Source organism: Clostridium tanneri, from assembly GCF_033659955.1.
Lineage (GTDB): Bacteria > Bacillota > Clostridia > Clostridiales > Clostridiaceae > Clostridium_AM > Clostridium_AM tanneri.
Genome location: NZ_JARUJP010000024.1, coordinates 24960 through 44246, shown reverse-complemented (window position 1 = coordinate 44246; position 19287 = coordinate 24960). Strand labels below are relative to the sequence as shown.

Annotated in this window: 20 protein-coding genes and 1 riboswitch; of the genes, 11 read left to right on the top strand and 9 right to left on the bottom strand. The window is 32.4% G+C overall.

Features of this window, described 5'->3' with window-relative positions; translation table 11 throughout:
* Window positions 1–88 precede the first annotated feature (88 nt).
* From P8V03_RS15925 to P8V03_RS15915, 3 genes are all read right to left on the bottom strand, one after another.
* Complete coding sequence (locus tag P8V03_RS15925) at window positions 89–2107, bottom strand: GmrSD restriction endonuclease domain-containing protein (RefSeq protein ID WP_318798935.1); 2019 nt, start codon at window positions 2105–2107, stop codon at window positions 89–91.
* A gap of 78 nt (window positions 2108–2185) precedes the next feature.
* Entirely contained in the window at window positions 2186–3931 is a 1746-nt protein-coding gene (locus P8V03_RS15920; RefSeq protein ID WP_318798934.1) for an ATP-dependent helicase, read from the bottom strand.
* 15 nt (window positions 3932–3946) lie between these two features.
* Window positions 3947–5923 carry an ATP-dependent nuclease gene (locus P8V03_RS15915; RefSeq protein ID WP_318798933.1) on the bottom strand — a complete coding sequence of 659 codons (1977 nt, stop codon included), beginning with the start codon at window positions 5921–5923 and terminating at the stop codon, window positions 3947–3949.
* A gap of 540 nt (window positions 5924–6463) precedes the next feature.
* Here P8V03_RS15915 and P8V03_RS15910 point away from each other — a divergent pair.
* From P8V03_RS15910 to P8V03_RS15885, 6 genes are all read left to right on the top strand, one after another.
* Window positions 6464–6775, top strand: coding sequence for a L,D-transpeptidase (locus tag P8V03_RS15910; RefSeq protein WP_318798932.1), 312 nt, complete (start codon window positions 6464–6466; stop codon window positions 6773–6775).
* Window positions 6776–6954: 179 nt separating this feature from the next.
* On the top strand, window positions 6955–7164 hold the full coding sequence (locus tag P8V03_RS15905) for a spore coat protein (protein WP_261669727.1): 210 nt from the start codon (window positions 6955–6957) through the stop codon (window positions 7162–7164).
* 53 nt (window positions 7165–7217) lie between these two features.
* A complete protein-coding gene (locus tag P8V03_RS15900; RefSeq protein WP_261669726.1) occupies window positions 7218–7580 on the top strand; it encodes a spore coat protein in 363 nt (120 codons plus the stop codon).
* 18 nt (window positions 7581–7598) lie between these two features.
* Complete coding sequence (locus tag P8V03_RS15895) at window positions 7599–8735, top strand: zinc-dependent alcohol dehydrogenase (RefSeq protein ID WP_318798931.1); 1137 nt, start codon at window positions 7599–7601, stop codon at window positions 8733–8735.
* A 36-nt stretch (window positions 8736–8771) separates the two neighbouring features.
* The gene (locus tag P8V03_RS15890) at window positions 8772–8999 is read left to right on the top strand and encodes a spore coat protein (protein WP_318798930.1); all 228 of its coding nucleotides are present in this window, start codon (window positions 8772–8774) and stop codon (window positions 8997–8999) included.
* 25 nt (window positions 9000–9024) lie between these two features.
* The gene (locus P8V03_RS15885; protein WP_261669723.1) at window positions 9025–9324 is read left to right on the top strand and encodes a spore coat protein; all 300 of its coding nucleotides are present in this window, start codon (window positions 9025–9027) and stop codon (window positions 9322–9324) included.
* A gap of 127 nt (window positions 9325–9451) precedes the next feature.
* On the opposite strand, the gene P8V03_RS15880 is transcribed toward P8V03_RS15885, so the two are convergent.
* Window positions 9452–10078 carry a hypothetical protein gene (locus P8V03_RS15880; RefSeq protein ID WP_318798929.1) on the bottom strand — a complete coding sequence of 209 codons (627 nt, stop codon included), beginning with the start codon at window positions 10076–10078 and terminating at the stop codon, window positions 9452–9454.
* 220 nt (window positions 10079–10298) lie between these two features.
* Here P8V03_RS15880 and aspD point away from each other — a divergent pair, with 220 nt between their 5' ends.
* Window positions 10299–11930: an aspartate 4-decarboxylase gene (gene aspD, locus P8V03_RS15875; protein WP_318798928.1), complete on the top strand. Its 1632-nt coding sequence runs from the start codon at window positions 10299–10301 to the stop codon at window positions 11928–11930.
* Window positions 11931–11991: 61 nt separating this feature from the next.
* On the opposite strand, the gene P8V03_RS15870 is transcribed toward aspD, so the two are convergent.
* A complete protein-coding gene (locus P8V03_RS15870) occupies window positions 11992–12216 on the bottom strand; it encodes a hypothetical protein (protein WP_318798927.1) in 225 nt (74 codons plus the stop codon).
* A 163-nt stretch (window positions 12217–12379) separates the two neighbouring features.
* Here P8V03_RS15870 and P8V03_RS15865 point away from each other — a divergent pair, with 163 nt between their 5' ends.
* Window positions 12380–12994 (top strand): 3D domain-containing protein, encoded by a 615-nt coding sequence (locus P8V03_RS15865; protein WP_318798926.1) that lies wholly within the window; start codon window positions 12380–12382, stop codon window positions 12992–12994.
* A gap of 30 nt (window positions 12995–13024) precedes the next feature.
* Here P8V03_RS15865 and P8V03_RS15860 read toward each other — a convergent pair whose 3' ends face one another.
* Window positions 13025–13807, bottom strand: a complete 783-nt coding sequence (locus P8V03_RS15860; RefSeq protein WP_261669718.1) for a YukJ family protein — start codon at window positions 13805–13807, stop codon at window positions 13025–13027.
* A 215-nt stretch (window positions 13808–14022) separates the two neighbouring features.
* Here P8V03_RS15860 and P8V03_RS15855 point away from each other — a divergent pair, with 215 nt between their 5' ends.
* Window positions 14023–14577, top strand: coding sequence for a manganese efflux pump MntP (locus tag P8V03_RS15855; protein WP_261669717.1), 555 nt, complete (start codon window positions 14023–14025; stop codon window positions 14575–14577).
* Between the two features lie 60 nt (window positions 14578–14637).
* Here the strand turns inward: P8V03_RS15855 and P8V03_RS15850 are convergent, their stop codons facing one another.
* Genes P8V03_RS15850 through P8V03_RS15840 form a run of 3 tightly spaced genes read right to left on the bottom strand, consistent with a single transcriptional unit; the run spans window position 14638 to window position 17197 of the window.
* Window positions 14638–15366, bottom strand: coding sequence for an ABC transporter ATP-binding protein (locus P8V03_RS15850; protein ID WP_261669716.1), 729 nt, complete (start codon window positions 15364–15366; stop codon window positions 14638–14640).
* A 20-nt stretch (window positions 15367–15386) separates the two neighbouring features.
* Entirely contained in the window at window positions 15387–16409 is a 1023-nt protein-coding gene (locus P8V03_RS15845; protein WP_261669715.1) for an ABC transporter substrate-binding protein, read from the bottom strand.
* A gap of 17 nt (window positions 16410–16426) precedes the next feature.
* Complete coding sequence (locus P8V03_RS15840) at window positions 16427–17197, bottom strand: ABC transporter permease (RefSeq protein WP_261669714.1); 771 nt, start codon at window positions 17195–17197, stop codon at window positions 16427–16429.
* Window positions 17198–17337: 140 nt separating this feature from the next.
* Window positions 17338–17445, bottom strand: a riboswitch (TPP riboswitch).
* A gap of 140 nt (window positions 17446–17585) precedes the next feature.
* Between P8V03_RS15840 and P8V03_RS15835 the strand changes: the two genes are divergently transcribed.
* Together P8V03_RS15835 and P8V03_RS15830 are read left to right on the top strand one after the other, a co-directional pair.
* The gene (locus P8V03_RS15835) at window positions 17586–18803 is read left to right on the top strand and encodes an alanyl-tRNA editing protein (RefSeq protein WP_318798925.1); all 1218 of its coding nucleotides are present in this window, start codon (window positions 17586–17588) and stop codon (window positions 18801–18803) included.
* Window positions 18804–19143: 340 nt separating this feature from the next.
* Window positions 19144–19284 carry a hypothetical protein gene (locus P8V03_RS15830; protein WP_261669712.1) on the top strand — a complete coding sequence of 47 codons (141 nt, stop codon included), beginning with the start codon at window positions 19144–19146 and terminating at the stop codon, window positions 19282–19284.
* The last annotated feature ends 3 nt before the right edge of the window (window positions 19285–19287 follow it).

Here is a 19287-nt window from a genome sequence, read left to right as displayed (position 1 = left end):
TGATTAAAGATTTATAAAAAGTTATTTCATATTAATAAATGGCATTAGTTACACAATGTGAATTGTAGATTATTACTTAAAATTTTTATCAATATCTCAATTCTTTAATAGGCTTGTCTTTTTCTCCGTCTTTATACTTCCAAAACACCCACCCATTTGTAGCTGTATCTTTCCCTGATATTTTTTTCTTTGCCTCAACTGCTGCTGTAGATACTGATTTATATTTAATTCCGTCTAAAAACACTTCTTGTGTTTCTCTATTGAATTTAGCATTAATGACTTTCTTGTTATATATAGCAAATATATCGATATTATTGCCAATTGACTTTTTCTTTTCTTTGTAATATGTTTCTTTAATCTCATCTTTCTTATCTATAATATGCTTTTTTATACATTGAAAAATTTTTTTAGCTCTATCTTCGATAAAAACTGAAAAAAATTCATTATAGACACCATCCATAATTTCAATTGGTATCATATGTTTTTCTAATGATTCTTTTAGTTTGTCATTTTTATGGTATAATTCATTCAAATACTTATCTGGAGCGTTTTTGCCTACCTTAATATTCGTAATTTTAGGAACCAATGTTCTGTTGACAACACAATCAATATATGTAAGGTCCTCATCCTCTGAAACATACTCTTGTAAATAAGCTTTGGGGAATATGTGATGATCATCAACCTTTTCATTAAATAATATCTTAGAATTATTCTTCCAATCTGTTAGCCCTCCAGAAATATAATTTATAAAGGTTAATATTCCTTTATATACAGCACTACCTTTTTTGCTGAAACTATATAAATCTTCTGGTTGGTCAAATACTATCTTGAAATCCTTAAAATAACTTTCATTAAATATTTTTTCTTCTCTAGCTATAAGTGTCAACACTTTACTATCGAGAATAATTATTTCATTAGTTGCCCCACCCGTATATCTTTGAGCAAATATTGACCCCCAATACCAATATCTAACGAATTCTAATTGGTATTCATTCATTTGATTAAATAATTTATTTGGCAGATTCTCAAGAAATATCATCAACGGAATCAACATATTACTATGTGGTATCCAATCTTGTGTCATAATAAAATTATTCTTATACAAAAAATCTAGTGTGTTTATGTATAATTTACATATATTATTCCAATATAAATTAAAATGCTCACAAGTTAAAGTTGATAATATATACCCTTTATCTACATGCTGTCCTTCGCTTACAATAAATGCAACAGTTCTTACCAATATCTCCCTTTCAATATTATATCCTGTCGAATTCTTCAATTTCTCTAATTCTGTTCTTAATCTAAAGCCACTATTTAGCTTAGCTACTAGAATATCAATAAAATCTAACCTAACTCCTAAGCTATTACTTCTTTCAAAAAATAAGGCAAACTTTTCTGAACTCATATCTAAAAGAAAATATGACACCATTTTTTCAGCTTTAAATAAGTCCTGCAACTTACCAACTACTATTAAAAACCTTTCGAAATAGTAATCTATATTTTCACTGTCTAATTGCTGTACAAAATCGAGGCTGTTAAAGTATTTTTCTTGAAGAGGTTTTTCTCTCATTTTATTTTCAATCATTTCAAAGGCGTCACCAACATTTATAGATAACCTAGAATCAGATTGTTTTCCAGAAAATCCATGCATTATTTCTTCTAACGACATTTCATTAAAATCTTTATCCCCATCAATCTCATCATCTTCTTTTAATATTAACCATACGTTATCAATTTTTTTAAGCGCCCTATAAATAGATGTAATTCTTTGTTGTCCATCTAATACTGCCCTAAATTTACCTATTTTAACTTTCTCATTTATTTGTTCCTTAGTAAAAAATAATGATTTTAAAGCTTCACGTTTTTTACCTTTGGATTTTCTAGGTCTAGTATCTATCTCTCTAACAGTTATCTCAAAAGAAGGTATTCCATAAATAATTGATCCTATAAATATGTCTCTTACTAATGAGTCAAATAATTCGTAAGTTTTACTTTCATCCCATACAAAATCTCTTTGGAAATCTGGTAAAACTATTTGCTTTTTATCTATTTCCTTTACTATATCTTGTATTGATTCTGTATTTTGTCTATTATTTTCATTCACTTTTCCTTCTCCTTACCTAGTTATTTCTTCTACATAACTTGTTTGCTTTGTAACTTTTATACCAAAACAGAAAAGTTTTTATAAATCTATAAGGTTCCATTCTGTCCTAGGAAATCTTAGCAAAGACTTAGTTTTAACAGTATTAGGAATAGCTATTGCTACTATTCGCTTGGCCCTAGTCATTGCAACGTATGCGGTCCTTATTTCTTCACTTTTGATTGGGTTAGTATTTATAACATTACTTGTTAATTTCCCTCTACTTTGAATAAGCAATAGAACTGCATCAAATGTCCTTCCTTTCACTGCGTGTATTGTAGAATTCAAATATTCAGACTTAAAACTTGTTGCATAAAAATTCTTTATCGGCTGTTGTTTAAAATCTTCAAATTTATTGTCCCTTGTTTTTATTTTAAGTTCAGCCCCATCTAAAACTTGAAGATTATATTTTTTAGATATTACTAAAATAAGCTTATTTAAATTATCTTTCCATAACCCTAATTTCGTATCTGCATTGGGCATACTTTTACAAAACTCAAATGTTAATTTTCTCCAATCTTCGAGTGAAACTGTTTTTTCAATGGCGTTCTCTCTCTCATTGCTTTCATTTATTATGGTTTCATTACTAATAAAATATAAAAACAACCCTTTTTCCACTAGCTCTAAGGCCTTTCCTACAGACTTATAATCTCTTTCATAACTTGCTTGTGAGAATAATCTCACTTCCTGAGATTGCCACAAATTTTGTATCTTACTATAATCCTTACCACATAATCCTGCCTTCCCTCTAACAAGCACAGCTACACTTTCTGGAGATATTCTAACACTATTTTCCTTGCACAATTTTAAAAAATAATCTATTGCTGACTCCTTGTCATCTTTATCATACATTATAATTTGCGGCTTAAAATCACATAACGAAGCTTCGCCTGATGCCTTTGATATACAACTTAAAGTTGAAAATACCTTTGTAGCATTACAGATTTTTTGTGAACACCTAAAGTTATCATTTAATTCCTTAGGTTCCCATTCAGTATCTTCAAATTTATTTAAAAATACTGATGGGTCAGCATTTCTCCATTCATATATAGCCTGATCTGGATCTCCAATAAGCATTATATCTTTAACTCCACATTTAGATAACAAATCAATTACTTTCATTTGGTATTTCGATGTATCTTGTGCCTCGTCTATTATTATCATTGGAAACTTTTTTGCTAATAGAATTCCTATTTGGGGGTATTCTTTTAACAATCTTAAAGCTATTATAGTAGCATCTTGATATGTTGCTAGTCCTTTTGAATATAAACTGTTCTTTAACACCTCACATGGCTTCCTACCGATAACATAGCATCCATGTTCACCATTAATATGTTTCACAAAACCTGCCTCATCAATATAAAAATCTAATATATCGCACTTATTTGTATGACACTCCTTTTTCCACCTTGTATCTGCTAGCTTCTTGATACTTATTGAATAATCTTGAAGTAATGCCGGTCGCTCACTGCACTTCATTATCAAATGTCCAAATGGAAGAAACAAAAATTGAGAAATAAAGCTGTCTAATGTTCCAGTGTAATGAGGGTACTCAATCTTATTTACTCCTGACAATGCATTGATCTGTCTGATAACTTCTTCATGCGCAACATTAGTAAATGATAGGAGTGCTATTCCTTTGTTTTTATATTTCCATCTATTCATTTCTTTTATCATCTTACTAGCAACCACGAAAGTTTTACCGCTCCCAGGACATGATTTTAAAATAGTTTTACCTGATGACTCTATGGCTAACTTTTGTGATTCCGTAAACACTTTAGCATTCATTTTTAAAATCCTCCATTATTGAATCAAAAAGTTAATTGCACTCTGAATATAATTAGGAACTTTAAACTTTTTATCTCCTTGCTCGCATATAGTTATCTTATTTATCTCACTTGCAAGACGTTGAGCAAATGCTCCCTTACAATCCCTAACTGCAAGCCAAATCATGATTGCAATTTTTTCTTGTTCCTCACCCTTTTCTATAAGTCCTTTAATTTTAGCTGAATTTTTAGGATGAATCTTATCTAACACTTTTAATAAAGTTTCAGTATTCTCTTTAGGTAATGCTAATTCATATTCTAATGTCTTCATTGCCAATTTAACAAGTACATTATCTCCACTAAATCCATTAAGTTTTTGGGCTCTGCTTGAGATCTGTCCTTTTTTAAGTTTATCTCTTATTGCATTTATATCTGCTTTGGAAAATGTTAGTTCATCATTTTTAATAACATATTTATCATCTTGATTTGTGCACCTATCATCGTCTGAAATAATTGCGCATAAATGCTTTAGATTTTTATGATCTCCGTTATCTGCGAATAATTTCGCAAACGGTTCAAAATCTACTCCATCAATATTTACCACCTCTACGGAATATTTATCAAATGGTTTTCCCATTAAATTCGCAAATTCACTAAGTAATATTGCTTCACTAATTCCTTCCACAAACACTATCCTTTTAGCGAAGAATAACTGCGATTTCGTAACATCTAAATATCTTTTTAAATCCTCTTTATCTTCATCTAATAATTGTAACTGACTTAATGATGAGCAATTTACTTTGCCATCTTGATTGTACATAATATTTAAACTATCGATATCTGCCTTGGAAACTAATGTAGGTGAATGTGATGTCATAAATATTTGTATCTTGTTCGATTTATCCGACTGCCTAAAAAAGTTAAATAGCAACTCTAGAAGCTGAGGGTGTAAATGTGATTCTGGTTCTTCCACAAGGAAAATTGATATCTCTTCATCTGATGGTTTCTTTTGAAGATCACCTAATGTAGTAGCCATAGATAGCAAATTATTGTATCCCAATCCATTTTGTCTTACAGCTAAATTATTTCCTTGTATTTTACTTATCAGTTCATTATATAATTTTACTAATTTACCATCTTCCTTTAACTTTTTAACATCTACCTTGATATAATCTTCATCTACATCTGATACTACATGACTTAAATCACTTATATCAAAGTGTTCTCTCAATTTTTTCAATTCATTTCTTAATATTTTTATATATCTTCTTGGAAACTCATAACACAAATCTAAATTACCAGCTATTGATTCAAATGTTGGAGAAATTAAATTAATGGATATTTGTTGATTTAATTCTTCTTTTTCTATTAAACTAAGATTACTATTTATTGTTTTCTCAACTGCAGAAATTGCTTCATCACCTTTTACTCTTTCATTAGCTTCTATAAATGTTGAAGTTATCCTCTCACGATCTTCATTATTAGGTGCGAACGTATATAATAAACTTGCTAATTGGCTATTCCTTGATGGTTTTAAATCATTTTCTACATCTCTCAATGCAGCCATAAAAACTAGATTAATATTATCAAAAGTTTCTTTATCAATAGGTTCATTTCTTGACCCCCCGTAAATATAATCTTTTACTTTTTCATTTCCTTTGTTGTCTTTATATGTTTGATAGATAACATGTAATTCTGCTTTGGACGTATTAGCCCCATCTGTTAGTTTATAAAATGCAACTGCCTGCTCCTCTGTTAACTCCTCGAAGTAGACATCTATTCTTATCTCACTTGCACGTTCACCAAATTCATTGATGTGAAAATCAGATATATTAATATATATACCTTTTCTATACTGTCCAGATAGCAATGCTAATCTTAATGCATCTATAATTGAAGATTTACCACCATTGTTTTCTCCTAAAATGATATTAATTCCTTTTCTAAAATTAAAAGTAACTCCTTCATCATTGAACTTTCTAAAGTTTCTTACAAATACTTCTCTTATATACATCCTGTTCCTCCTTGATGCTAACTAATAAATTTGTAGCACACAAATAGTAAATTCTACAAAATAATATAAATTCCTCCTACTTATAAATCATGTTTTATTCTAACTAAGAACATATAAGTTCGATTGTGCTAGTAACTTTCTTAAATTTCAACCTTTCATGAAAATGCATAAAAGCAAAAATTATACTATCAATTGCATAACTTTTGCTTTTAGCAACATATTCATTTGTATCTTATATCTTAACTAAATTGAAGTTTCTTTTTTTCATCTAAAAACAATTCTGCTAACATATTGATCGTCCCATAATAATCGGCATATTCCTTTGATTTTTTTGTTCTTTCTTGTTCTAAATATCCCTGAACTCGGCTTAAATGATTAACATTTCAGAAAATACTATGTATAATTGCATTATTCTCAATAACAATTCTAATGACTTTATTTCTATACTTTATTCTTCGATTTTATTACTTTTCTTCACCTTAAAAAGCAATCTATAATCTATAGAATCACAAAACACATCTGCAACAAAACGGATTATTGATGTTACAATATAATTTTGCTTTAATTTTAAATAGTGAAAATATCTTTGATGTGGGTACCAAGTCAGTCGGTAAACCTTCCACCCCTACCCCAAAGGGAAATTTCACAATAATAAATAAAGCAGTTAACCCTGGAGGCCCCTTTGGTGCAAGATGGTTAGGCTTAAGTGCTCGAGGTTACGGTATTCATGGTACTAATAACCCTTCCTCTATTGGTAAAGCTGTTTCTAATGGATGTATCCGTCTTCTTAACGCTAATGTTATTGAGCTTTTTAATCTAGTCTCTATTGGTACACCAGTTAAAATTATTTAACAAGTCTATAAAATTTCCTGCAGCTTCTTAGTTAAAAGGGCACAGTTTATAACATCTGTGTCCTTTTAATTAAATTTCACTTTTTTATTAATCTATAAACTAACACCTTCAAATTTTATTGTATATTCCAACATTACAAGTGAAAAAATACATTAGATAAGGCAAAAGGAGGTGAGTCTATGGAAAATGGAAATTTAGCTCCAAATGAAACCATGCAGGTTCATGAAATGTTAAATTTGAAAACTGTTTGTATGACCACATCTAAAATGATGGAAGGTGTAGTATTTGACCAAGAGCTTAAAGGGTTATTAGAAAAAGATGTACAACAATCTATTACAGCCATAAAGGACTTACAAAATCTACTAGAAAAAGCTCCTAAGTTAAGATAGGAGCAGATGGTAGTTACTAAGCTCAGTATGGGTAATATCAGGAGGTAAAATAGATGATTAATGACTATTTAGAACTACGAAATGCTGAAGGAATGCCTAAGCTTGTTGATGCGACTATGTCCTTAGCTTTTTTATTAAATGTGAAAAATGGGGTAAGGAATTGTGCAATAGCACTAACGGAATCTGCTACTCCAGAAGTGAAAGCGGTTTTACGCACCCAACTAGATACTGCCCTCAACCTCCACGAGGAGCTATCCAACCTTATGATAGAAAAAGGGTGGTTTCATCCTGTTAATCTAGAAAAACAATTTCAAATGGATATTGAATCATCACAAACCGCAAGTCAAATTGCCAGTTTAAACCTATTTCCAGGGGATACAAGTAGACTTGGTACCTTTGCAACTCCGGAAAAATAACTTAGGAGGTAAATTATAATGAAGGCTGTAACATTTCAAGGAATAAAAAATGTGAAAGTTAAAGAGGTGCAAGCACCTAAAATTCAAAAACCTGATGACATCATCGTGAAGATTACAAGTACAGCAATATGCGGCTCCGACTTACATCTTATTCATGATATGATTCCCAATATCCATCCTGACTATATTATAGGACATGAACCTATGGGCATTGTTGAAGAAGTTGGCCCAGCCGTTGATAAACTTAAAAAAGGTGACAGAGTAATCGTACCCTTTAATGTAAGCTGTGGAGAATGCTTTTTTTGTAAACACGATTTAACCTGTATGTGTGATAACTCCAATCCCAATGGTGAGGCTGGAGGATTTTTTGGATATACAGAAACCTTTGGCGGATACCCTGGAGGCCAAGCGGAGTATATGAGAGTGCCTTATGGAAACTTTACTCCTTTCCGCATCCCTGATGATTGTGAGGTAGAGGATGAAAAGCTGCTGTTAATGTCAGATGCTATGGCAACTGCTTACTGGAGTGTAGAAAATGCCGGTGTGAAAAAAGGAAGTACAGTTATTATTCTAGGCTGTGGACCTATAGGACTTTTAGCCCAAAAATTTGCTTGGCTTCACGGTGCCGAAAGAGTTATTGCTGTGGATTACATAGATTACCGTCTGCAGCATGCTAAAAAACATAATAAAGTTGAAATAGTTAACTTTGAACAACATCAAAATACTGGTGAATATTTAAAAGAAATTACCCATGGTGGAGCGGATATTGTTATAGACTGCGTAGGAATGGATGGGAAAATGACACCAATGGAATTTGTAGGCTCCGGTTTAAAACTTCAAAGTGGAGCACTAGGTGCTTTCGTTATGGCTACTCAAGCAGTTAAAAAAGGCGGAATGATACAAGTAACAGGAGTTTACGGCGGCAGATATAATGCCTTTCCTTTTGGTGATATAATGAATCGCAACATCAATATAAGAACAGGTCAGGCACCGGTAATTCCTTATATGCCAACTCTCTATAAATTACTTGCCGAAGGAAAGGTTGATCCAAGTGATATTATTACCCACAGACTGCCACTGGATGAAGCACCTCATGGCTATGATGTTTTTGATACAAAAACTGAAGATTGCATAAAAGTTGTTCTTAAACCATAAAAAACCCTATTTAAATTTAACTAAGGAGGATAAAATATGGATCAAAAAGGCTTTGCACCAAATGAAACTATGCAGCTGCATGAATTGTTAACCCTTAAAAATCTTTCCCTTACAAAATCAGTTACTATGTCACCTCTAGTTTCTGATAATGAATTAAAGTCAATTTTACAACAGGATGTTACTACAGGCGAACAACATATAAGAGAATTAAAAGGTCTTCTAGAACAATCAAGTATTGCTGCTTCAGAAAATACAAAATCTTAAGCTAATGTAGAAAGAAGGTGAAGTTATGAATGCATTAATAGAAACTCTTACTGGAATGGATAAGTTAAGTGATCAGGTTATAGCTACAGATTTTTTAGTCTCTGCTAAAAGTGCTGTCAGAAACTATTCAATAGCTCTTACAGAAACAACATCTCCAGAGATAAGATCCACATTAAGAAGACAGCTTAATGATGCTATAACCACTCATGAAGTAATTTCAAGTTATATGATGAGAAAAGGTTATTATCATGCCTATAATTTACAAGAGCAATTTAAGGTAGATATGCAAACTACTGAAACAGCCTTAAACCTTGCAGGAAAATAATAAATAGTCCTCCTTCTATTACAAAGCCCTACTTAGGGATTATACTCTTCTTCAAGAGTCAGAATAGCACGCTATAAAATGGCACAGATATACTCTCTGCGCCATTTTTATAATTTTGCTAGTATAACTATATTCTTACAGTATACATGAAAACATGCCATACTCCAAAGTTATCCTTTATGATAATATACCTCTTTCCTCCCATATCTGCATCTTCAAAAAATGGATAGCTTTGTCCTGCTGTATATCTGCCAACATAATTTCCACTTGAAATCAAAGGTTTTTCTTCAAACTGTATAGAACTTGCTGTAACCCTAATAACCTTTAAAACAGACTTATTGGGAAAGCTTTCATAAGTAGCTTCATAATCCTTTTGAGTTGAACTTTCTTCTCTTAAAAAATCTATATCTCTCTGCATAGCATCATTATTGCCACTATTAGGGAAGTTTATAGTCAAACCCTGTGTATATCCAGCCCATCTAACTACAGCCCCTGCCTTTGATAATTGAACTGCTGGTATATAAATATAAGAGTATACTGAACCATAAGGTTTAAAATTAAGAGCTGGAAATTGATTGCTGCTAACATTTACACCATTTAAAAAAACCGGTGAATTTAATAATTCTGCTCTTACAGCATTTCTATAGCCACACTCCCCTGAACAATCTGTATCTTTTTCCCTATAATCCTCTTGTTGTAAGTTTTCTTTATGATAATAATTTCTCCAATAAGGACAATTGTTGCAATACATCATCTTAAATCTCCTAAAAATTAGTACCTTTATACATTATGAAACAAGAATGACTTTCGTTCCTTAGTAAAAGGAATACTATGAAAAAGTTTTGAACAACATAACTTCATAAAAGAAAAATATAAATACTTTTTATTTAAAATCGTAATGTGGAAAAATTTAACTAGAGAGGAGAGTATGGTTATGTTTTAGTACGATTTTTCATAGCCAATAATATGTTTCTATGGATAATCCTAATGTTCAACGAATAGAAATAGAAAAAATTTATGGTAAAATAAGTCCTTTTGAACTTAAAGATAAATTAATTAGCTTAGCAAAGGGCCAGAAGGAAAAAAGCGCTCATGCACTGCTAGATGCAGGAAGAGGAAACCCAAACTGGATAGCTGCATCACCTCGTGAGGCCTTCTTCGCCTTTGGTCAATTTGCTGTAGAAGAAAGCCGTAGAACCTGGAATGAAAATGATCTTGCAGGGATGCCTCAGAAAAAAGGTATTGCAGACCGTCTAAAGGCTTACCTGGAGAAACATCATGGTGAGCCTGGTATAGAACTTCTAGAAAAAATAATTAATTACGGAATATCCCATAAGGGCTTTGATCCAGACTCCTGGGTACATGAATTAGCAGATGGAATTATCGGAGATAACTACCCAGTACCAGATAGAATGCTGGTACATATAGAAAAGGTAGTTCATGATTACTTAGTTCAGGAAATGTGTTACAACAAGCCTCCAGTGGGGAAATTCAATATATTTGCAGTAGAAGGTGCCACTGCAGCAATGTGTTATATATTTGATTCTTTAATAGCTAACGAATTATTAGGAAACAAGGATAAGATAGCCCTTATGACTCCAATTTTTACTCCTTATTTAGAAATTCCACTGCTGCCAAGATACAATTTTGAAGTAATTAAGATTAGAGCTACTGAAATGACAAAGGATGGTACCCACACATGGCAGTATCCTGAGGAAGAGCTTATGAAGTTAAGTGATCCAACGGTGAAAGCCTTATTTGTTGTCAATCCTAGTAATCCACCTTCAGTGGCAATAAGACCGGAGTCAGTAAAGCGCTTAACAGAAATTGTTAAAGAATATAACCCTAATATAATGATTATTTCTGATGATGTATATGGAACCTTTGTTGACAACTTCCGTTCCATAGTAGCTGATTTACCTTATAATTCAATTGGAGTTTATTCCTTTTCAAAATATTTTGGTGTAACAGGCTGGCGTTTAGGTACTATTGCCCTTTATGAACAGAATATATTTGATAAATTAATAAAAGAGCTGCCTGAAGATAAAAAAGAAGACGTTATGAAAAGATATGAGGCACTTTCTACTAATCCAGAAGATATTCCCTTCATAGACAGAATTGTAGCAGATAGCCGTCAAGTGGCTTTAAACCATACTGCTGGACTATCAACACCGCAGCAGGTACAAATGGCATTTTTCTCAGTCTTTGCCCTCCTGGACAAAGGCAATAGCTATAAGCAGTTAACTATTGACATCTGTCGTCGTCGTCAAAAGTTACTCTTTGATGGCCTTGGCCTAGATCTTAGAAAGGACCCTTATGATGCAGCCTACTATACAGAATTTGATTTACTAGAATGGGCTTGCCACTACTATGGAGAGGAATTTGCAAAGTTTCTTCAGGAAAACTACGAACCGATAGATATACTACTGCGTTTAGCAGAAGAGTCTTCTATTGTACTATTAAGCGGCGGAGGATTTTTTGGTCCAGAATGGTCTATTAGAATATCTCTGGCAAATCTTAGTGATGAGTCCTACTCTAGAATCGGAGAAGCCCTTCATCATACACTGCAAAATTACGTATCAAGCTGGGAAGCCTCTAAGAAGTAATTAATTTAAAAATATAAAAAGTCCTCGCCTATTTACTAAAGCGGGGGCTTTTATCTTTTAACTAAACTTCATTTGATATTTTTCTATATTTTACATGAGGAGCGCTAGTGTCAGCAATTTCGATGTTATTATACATTCCACTTTCTACTTCACTTTTAAATACCATTCCATCTTCCCCATGATTACTTACAGGAAAATCATCACTGGCAATAGCACTGTATTCAAAAGTTTGGCCTATGTTTATATTGGCTAGTTTTTCTTTATCTATGTGGCTTTTTGTTTGCATATTCTTATCCTCCATAATAATTAGTATAGTATCTAATATTATATTAACCATTACTAAGCTATATAGTCCGGTAATTTTTTCACCTTTTATTTCATTGTAGTTATATTTTAAAATAATTGGTCATAATAATAGACTGAGACGTTTTGCGGAAAGGATGATTACAATGAGTATAAAAAGCAAAGAGTTTATAATCACATTAATCTTCTTTATTGGCTTATTGAGTTTCCAATATTCCTATGGTTATGTAAAATCACAACGATTATATTCAAAAAACTCTGCACATGCTGATAATAACCTAAATACTAGTAGTACAACAAATAAAGACACTGAAAAAAAATCTAACAGCTCAGTAAACAAAAATATTTCTGAAGAAAAACAAGTTAAAAATCATACTAAAGAAGATAGACAAGCAACCTTAAGTATATCACCAAACAATAAACAACCTTCTAGAGGAGGTAACATTAGTAACACTATTGATATTAATCTAACCTTCTATACTAGCTTACCAGAGGAAAATGGAGGCCATGAAGGTATAAACTGCAGCGGCAAAAAGCTTACACCAGGCACCGTTGCTAACAATGTACTTCCCCTAGGTACAAGAATCTACACCGAAGAATTTGGAACCTTAACTGTTGAAGATAGAGGCGGCGATAACTTTAATACTATACATAGACTAGATGTTTATGTGCCTCGGAAAGCTGGAGAAAGTATTGCTGATTATAAAACAAGGGTAATTAATATGGGAATAGTTAAGGTAAAAGGTTACATAGCTAACTAAAGCTAATGTAAGGGATTTCAATTAAATCCCTTACTGTTCTACTAATTCAGCTGTAATCTTCTGACTTTCAAACTTCATAAAAATTGCTGACCAACTGTCATCTTTAAAATGAATAAAGATTCCTCCATCTTGATATATTCCCTCATCTTTTTTCCACTTTTCTTCATCGCAATTTCCTTGGTTCATATGAATATCATGTATTCCCTTTGGCCCTTTTTCTCTTAATAGGTTAAACTTTTCTTCTAAGGTAAAATCTGTCCTACATTCCATTGGATAAAGATCTCCAAAGATATATAAATCAGCGTCCTCCTCCTTGGCATCCATAATGTATTTGTGCAGCTCCTCATTTAAATCAATAGTTGTAGGAACAGACTTAAATTCCCCTATGTTAAATAAATTACTTCTAATATAGTCTAATGCCATGCCTTCTTTCTTGTTTTCTTCTCCACAGTTTAATAACTTTATCCCATAGTCTAATTGCTCCAATTTCTTTAAAGAAAACTTTTCTTCATCCTTTATTTTAAGGTTATCTATGAATAGATATTCTAATTTAGGAGTTTTTCTTCCTTCATGGGATCTAACATTAATTTGTATTTCAACTTTTCTGTCTTTAAAATATAAGCTCTCTTCTCCCATATATAAATTCTCACCATCTATTTTAAAATGATAGTGAAATACTCCACCTATTTTTTCATATTGGCAATGAATGTTTCCTTCCAGTACTTGGTGTCCTTCTCTCTTTGGAATTTCACTTCCTATATCGCTAATTGAGCTTCCCTTTGCTTTGCAAAGAACATATATTGGAATAGCCATATTCAGCCCTCCTTCTCAATTTATATTACCTGTGTATCTAGCTTTCACATAAGATAAACTACCTAAACCTGTAATATTTTTGAAAAAATTAATATTAATATGGAAATGGTCAATGTAACATTTCAGCTTACTACACATACTATAAAGCAAACAAAGGACAAGCTTTTTGCAAAAAATTGATATTTACCTAGGATTAATAAAGTGGAGGGAGATTTATGAGTATATTAGTAATATTCCTCGCGGCACTTGGTCTATCTATTGATGCCTTTACAATTTCTTTTACTGGCGGTATTCTAACGAAAAAGCAAAAACTAAAAAGTGCTTTTGTTATAGGTTTGTATTTTGGAACTGTTCAAACAGCGGTAGCAGCCTTTGGATGGTTTTTAGGAGATAAATTTAAAGGTTATATAGCAGAATTTAGTGAAATGTTTGCCATTGGATTGTTGCTATTCATTGGATTAAGGATGATATTTCAGTATATTAAGGAAAGAAAAGAAGCTGACTATGAAGCCAAGGAGTTAAACAGTAAGTTTTTCCCTCTTCTTGCAGTACTAGTTAGTGTAGATGAGCTTGCTGCTGGAGTAAGCTTTAGTCTTTTCAATGCTAACATTGCTGAAGTTTTAATAATATTTGGAGCAACCTTCTTTATTACAGCCTTTGTTGGAATTCTCGTTGGTAGAAAGCTTGGACTTATACTAAAGAGGAAAGCAGACCTTATAGGAGGACTAATGTTCATGCTGCTTGCTTTGGTAAACATCCTCAAGGGTTAAATCTTAGCTATAAAAGAGGGAAGTAAACCACCCCTTGGTGCTTACTTCCCTCTACTTTTTCTATAACAACTCTAATACCTGTTTCTTTATAGCCACAAATTTTTCTGAGGTTATTAATTCCTTTGTTCTATTCTTCGGCAGATCCACTAATATTTCTCCTTTAATATAAGCGGGCTTATCTGACAGCACATATATTCTGTTGGAAAGATAAATAGCCTCTTCTATATCATGAGTAATAAATAATATAGTAGTGCTTAAATCCTTAATTACCTTTAGCAGCCAGTTTTGCATCTTACTTCTTGTAATGGCATCTAATGCTCCAAAGGGTTCATCCAAAAGCATAATATCACTGGAGGTCATATAGGTTCTTAAAAAGGCAGCTCTCTGTCTCATGCCTCCAGACAGCTGAAAAGGATATTTAAATTCATATCCTTTTAATCCGTAGGGTTCAAAATAATTTTTAACCTTATTCCTTCCCTCTGCCTTGCTCTTTCCTTTTATATATAAAGGTAAAGCCACATTATCTATTACCTTTTTCCAAGGAAGTAATAAATCCTTTTGATGCATATAGCTTATTTGTCCTAATACCTTTGCTTCTCCAGCGTCAGGCTCTAGTATTCCAGATATTATATTAAGTATAGTGCTTTTTCCGCTTCCACTTGGTCCTAAGAGAGTTACAAATTCTCCTTCTTCTACCTTAAGACTTATATCTTTAAGTATACTGTCCCCTTGAAAGGATTTGGAAATATTTTTAAGCACAAGTTTTTTCTTACCATTGTAATTATTCAATCCAGTCTACTCCTTTAGGATTATTTAGCTGGAAGGAATTCATTTGTAAATGCCTCTTCCGCCTTCATATCCTTGTTTATTAACTTATTATTAAGAAGAAACTTTGTATAGTTGTTCCAAACAGATGCCTTCATTTCTCCCCATCTTGAAGCATCTTCTTTATACTTATTCTTTAAGTATTTTTGACTTTCAACTACAAGAGCTTTATCTAATTCTGGTGCATTTTTAAGCAATACCTCTGCTGCTTCTTCTGGTTTTTCCATTGAGAATTCATATCCCTTTGAAGTAGCCTTCATAAACTTTTTAACTAAGTCTGATTTATTCTTTAAAGTATCTTCATTAGCTATTAAAATAGGAGTATAGTAGTCTAAATCAGAATTTAACTTTCTTAATTCTATGTAGTCGATAGGTATATTCTTTAATTTAGCATCTACTCCTGCCCAGCCTTCATATATCCATGCAAAATCTACATTACCTTTAGTAGCAGCAAAGAAATCCTGCTCACCCATGTTTACTATTTTAAGCTTACTAAAGTCAGCACCTTCCTTTTGCATAACTGCCTGAAGCACAGCATTTTCTGAAGGAGATCCCCAACCACCATAGGTTTTTCCTTCAAAGTCTTTTACAGTTTTTATATTTTTATCCTTTGGAGCTGCTAAACCTGAAGTATTGTGCTGAATAATAGCAGCTATAGCCTTTATAGGAAGTGGATTATCTGAAGTTCTAGCATAGGTTAAGTCTTCCTGATAAGAAACACCAAAGTCTCCCTTTCCTGCAGCTATTAGATTTCCTACTGTTCCCTCAGAAGGTTGAATTATTTCAACATCTAATCCTTCTTCTTTATAGTAACCTTTATCCTTTGCCACATATAAACCGGTATGATTTGTATTAGGTGTCCAGTCAAGTATTACCTTTACTTTAGTTAATTCCTTATTCTCACCAGTACTGCTCTGTGGTGTCTTATTGCCTTGAGCACAGCCTGCAAATATTGAGGCAGTTAAAAGAGTTGATGCTAAAAGTGCTAAAAACTTTTTTCTTTTCATATTAATATCCTCCATCTTTATTTATCTTTAATTTTTCTCTGCCATGGCATAAAAACATATTGAAGTATATACATAAACCCAAACAATGCCATACTTAATATTATTATTACAACTATAGCTGCAAATATTTTATCTAAAGCATAGGCATTCTTTGCTCTTACCATAAAAATTCCTAGACCTCTCTCCCCTCCAAGCCATTCACCAATTACCGCTCCCATTATGCTGTAGGTTGCAGCTATTCTAAGACCGGAGAAAAAAGCACCTAGGCTATTCGGAAACTTAACATAGATAAACTGCTGAAGCCTTGAAGCCCCCATTGTATTCATAAGGTTTAGCATATCTTTATCTGCAGCCTCCAGTCCGTCTACGAGGCTTATAACAATAGGAAAAAAGCATACCATTATAACTACAATAACCTTTGGAAGCATTCCAAAACCAAACCATATTATGAATATTGGTGCCAAAGCTATAGTTGGTATGGTTTGAGAAACTACCAGTATGGGATAGATGCAACTTTTTATTACTTTTACGTTATCCATAAGCACAGAAAGTATTATTGCCAATATTACAGAGAGTAAAAAACCTAAAAGAGCCTCCTGTAATGTAGCATAAATATGAGGTTTTAAGGCCGGCAGTGTTTGAAATAAGGTATCTATAATATCCTTTGGAGAGGGAAGTATATATTTAGGAACTCCCCCCTTATCCACTACTAACTGCCATAATAATATTAAAAGCACCTGAAAAACAATGGAAATAGTTCTATTTACTGATTTGTCATATTTTTTCACTTAATGCACATCCTATAGTTAGTTTTTAATTAAACATTATTTCTATTAGTTTTATGTTTTTATAGCTTAAATATTAGGCTTGTTTAAAGCAAAAATATAAAGCCCTTTTCCTGAATTGGAAAAGGGCAATTTAACCAAAAATAAATTTCCACTATGTTCCCTCCGTTGGCATTACCCAATTCAGGTTATAAGGGTCGAAACTTTAAGTTTCCTCTCAGACAATGTTATTGCCTCCCCTATTTTATACTATTGTGAACCTTTACTGTTTTCAGTATATCATTTTGCAAATAAATATGTCAAATTTTTTATAGTTTTATGTTAGAATATAAGTTATGTATCAACCCTATATTTAATGGCAAGGTATTAGCCTTAAAGGAGATGTTTTAACTTGGAAAAACTTTATTATGAAAATCCTTATCAAAAGGACTTTACAGCAGAAATAGTTAATGTGATTGAAAAGGATAATAGTTATCATATAGAATTAGATAAAAGCTGCTTTTACCCAGATGGTGGAGAACAGCCCTATGATATAGGCTTTATAAATTCTTCACCCATAACCTATGTTTATGAGAAAGATGATAAAGTATATCACGTAACAAATATAAAACCTTTAAAAATTCACAGAGTGAAATGCAGCATAGACTGGAAGAGAAGATTTGATTATATGCAGCAGCACCTTGCGCAGCATATAATCTCTGCCTGCTTTTCTGAATTGCTTAACATAAACGTTACCTCTGTTAACCTTGGAGAAAGCAGTTCCTACATAGATATAGATAAATCTATAGAAGATGCCCAAATTAGAGATGTTGAAAAAAGAGCTAATGAGATAATTTTAAATAGCATCCCTGTAGAGACCCTGTATCCAACAAATGCTGAACTAAAAAAATTATTAGGCAAAAAAGCCTCTATTAAATCAAATGAGAAAATCAGACTTATTAGAATTGAAGATGTCCTCATAACTCCCTGTTATGGAATTCATCCTAATTCTACAATAGAGCTTCAGGCTATCAAGATTATAAAGTGGACAAAAAAAGGAACTGGTACTAGGATTGAATTTATATCTGGTTCACGGACTATTTCAGACTATTTTATAAGATATGAATGGATAGAAAAGATGTCCAGCATTTTATCCTGCAATGAGGCTGCTCTTTTAAATGAGGTGAAAAACTTTAAGGAAAACCTAAATAAGGCTCTTTCCGAGAATGGCAAGCTGAAAGCCGAGATTGCTGAATATGAAGTACAAAATATACTGAACTCCTGTGAGAGCATAAATAATATAAGGATTGTAAAGTCTATATATGATAATATTGACCTAAAACACGCTACCTTATTGGCATCTAAGTTAACAGCTTTCCCTAATGTTGTAGTTTTATTTGCAGTAAAGTCAGGAGATAAATCTAACCTGCACTTTAGTTGTTCTAAGGATTTGAAGATTCTCAGCATGAACTCCCTGCTAAAGGATGCTATTACCTTAGTTGATGGAAAAGGTGGCGGAAATGATTTTTCTGCTCAAGGTGGCGGAAAGAATAATAATAACTTGGACTCTGCAATCCAATATGCTTACAATAAGGTTAAAGACTATGTAGTAGGTAATTCTAAAATTTAATAAAAATTTGTTATAAAAAACCAATTATTAACAAAAAGTTCTTAAAAATTAAATATTTACTACACAATTATCTTATATAATAATAACTGTCCTAAGTTATATAACTTAGAGGAAATAGGATACATTAAGTCCCCCTTATTGTATAAGCACCGGTAGAAATATCGGTGCTACTTTCATATGGTTTTATTTTCAACCTATCGCAAAAAACACCGCACATAATGCTTATTAATATGCAAATGCTATACTTGTACTTTCTTATAAATACAAAAGCTAGTTTTCCTTAAATACTGGATATGACTAAGAATTAAATATATTTTAAAAGTGGAAAGGAGATATCTAGATGAGAAAAAGAAAGTTAACTAAGAATTTAAAGATAAATGAACAAATGGACAATATGGGAGATAGCGGCACCTTTGCTGCCTTGGATGCTGCCAGCGGTAAAATGAATAAAGGTAGTAATAAGAGAAATAAGTTGCAATAATAG

Coding starts and splice junctions, on each gene's coding strand:
- P8V03_RS15855 (WP_261669717.1), top strand. CDS start 14,023: ATGAGTATATTAGTAATATTCCTCGCGGCACTTGGTCTATCTATTGAT.
- aspD (WP_318798928.1), top strand. CDS start 10,299: ATGGATAATCCTAATGTTCAACGAATAGAAATAGAAAAAATTTATGGT.
- P8V03_RS15880 (WP_318798929.1), bottom strand. CDS start 10,078: ATGATGTATTGCAACAATTGTCCTTATTGGAGAAATTATTATCATAAA.
- P8V03_RS15920 (WP_318798934.1), bottom strand. CDS start 3,931: ATGAATGCTAAAGTGTTTACGGAATCACAAAAGTTAGCCATAGAGTCA.
- P8V03_RS15860 (WP_261669718.1), bottom strand. CDS start 13,807: ATGGCTATTCCAATATATGTTCTTTGCAAAGCAAAGGGAAGCTCAATT.
- P8V03_RS15845 (WP_261669715.1), bottom strand. CDS start 16,409: ATGAAAAGAAAAAAGTTTTTAGCACTTTTAGCATCAACTCTTTTAACT.
- P8V03_RS15905 (WP_261669727.1), top strand. CDS start 6,955: ATGGAAAATGGAAATTTAGCTCCAAATGAAACCATGCAGGTTCATGAA.
- P8V03_RS15900 (WP_261669726.1), top strand. CDS start 7,218: ATGATTAATGACTATTTAGAACTACGAAATGCTGAAGGAATGCCTAAG.
- P8V03_RS15895 (WP_318798931.1), top strand. CDS start 7,599: ATGAAGGCTGTAACATTTCAAGGAATAAAAAATGTGAAAGTTAAAGAG.
- P8V03_RS15830 (WP_261669712.1), top strand. CDS start 19,144: ATGAGAAAAAGAAAGTTAACTAAGAATTTAAAGATAAATGAACAAATG.
- P8V03_RS15910 (WP_318798932.1), top strand. CDS start 6,464: ATGTTACAATATAATTTTGCTTTAATTTTAAATAGTGAAAATATCTTT.
- P8V03_RS15865 (WP_318798926.1), top strand. CDS start 12,380: ATGAGTATAAAAAGCAAAGAGTTTATAATCACATTAATCTTCTTTATT.
- P8V03_RS15870 (WP_318798927.1), bottom strand. CDS start 12,216: ATGCAAACAAAAAGCCACATAGATAAAGAAAAACTAGCCAATATAAAC.
- P8V03_RS15915 (WP_318798933.1), bottom strand. CDS start 5,923: ATGTATATAAGAGAAGTATTTGTAAGAAACTTTAGAAAGTTCAATGAT.
- P8V03_RS15890 (WP_318798930.1), top strand. CDS start 8,772: ATGGATCAAAAAGGCTTTGCACCAAATGAAACTATGCAGCTGCATGAA.
- P8V03_RS15885 (WP_261669723.1), top strand. CDS start 9,025: ATGAATGCATTAATAGAAACTCTTACTGGAATGGATAAGTTAAGTGAT.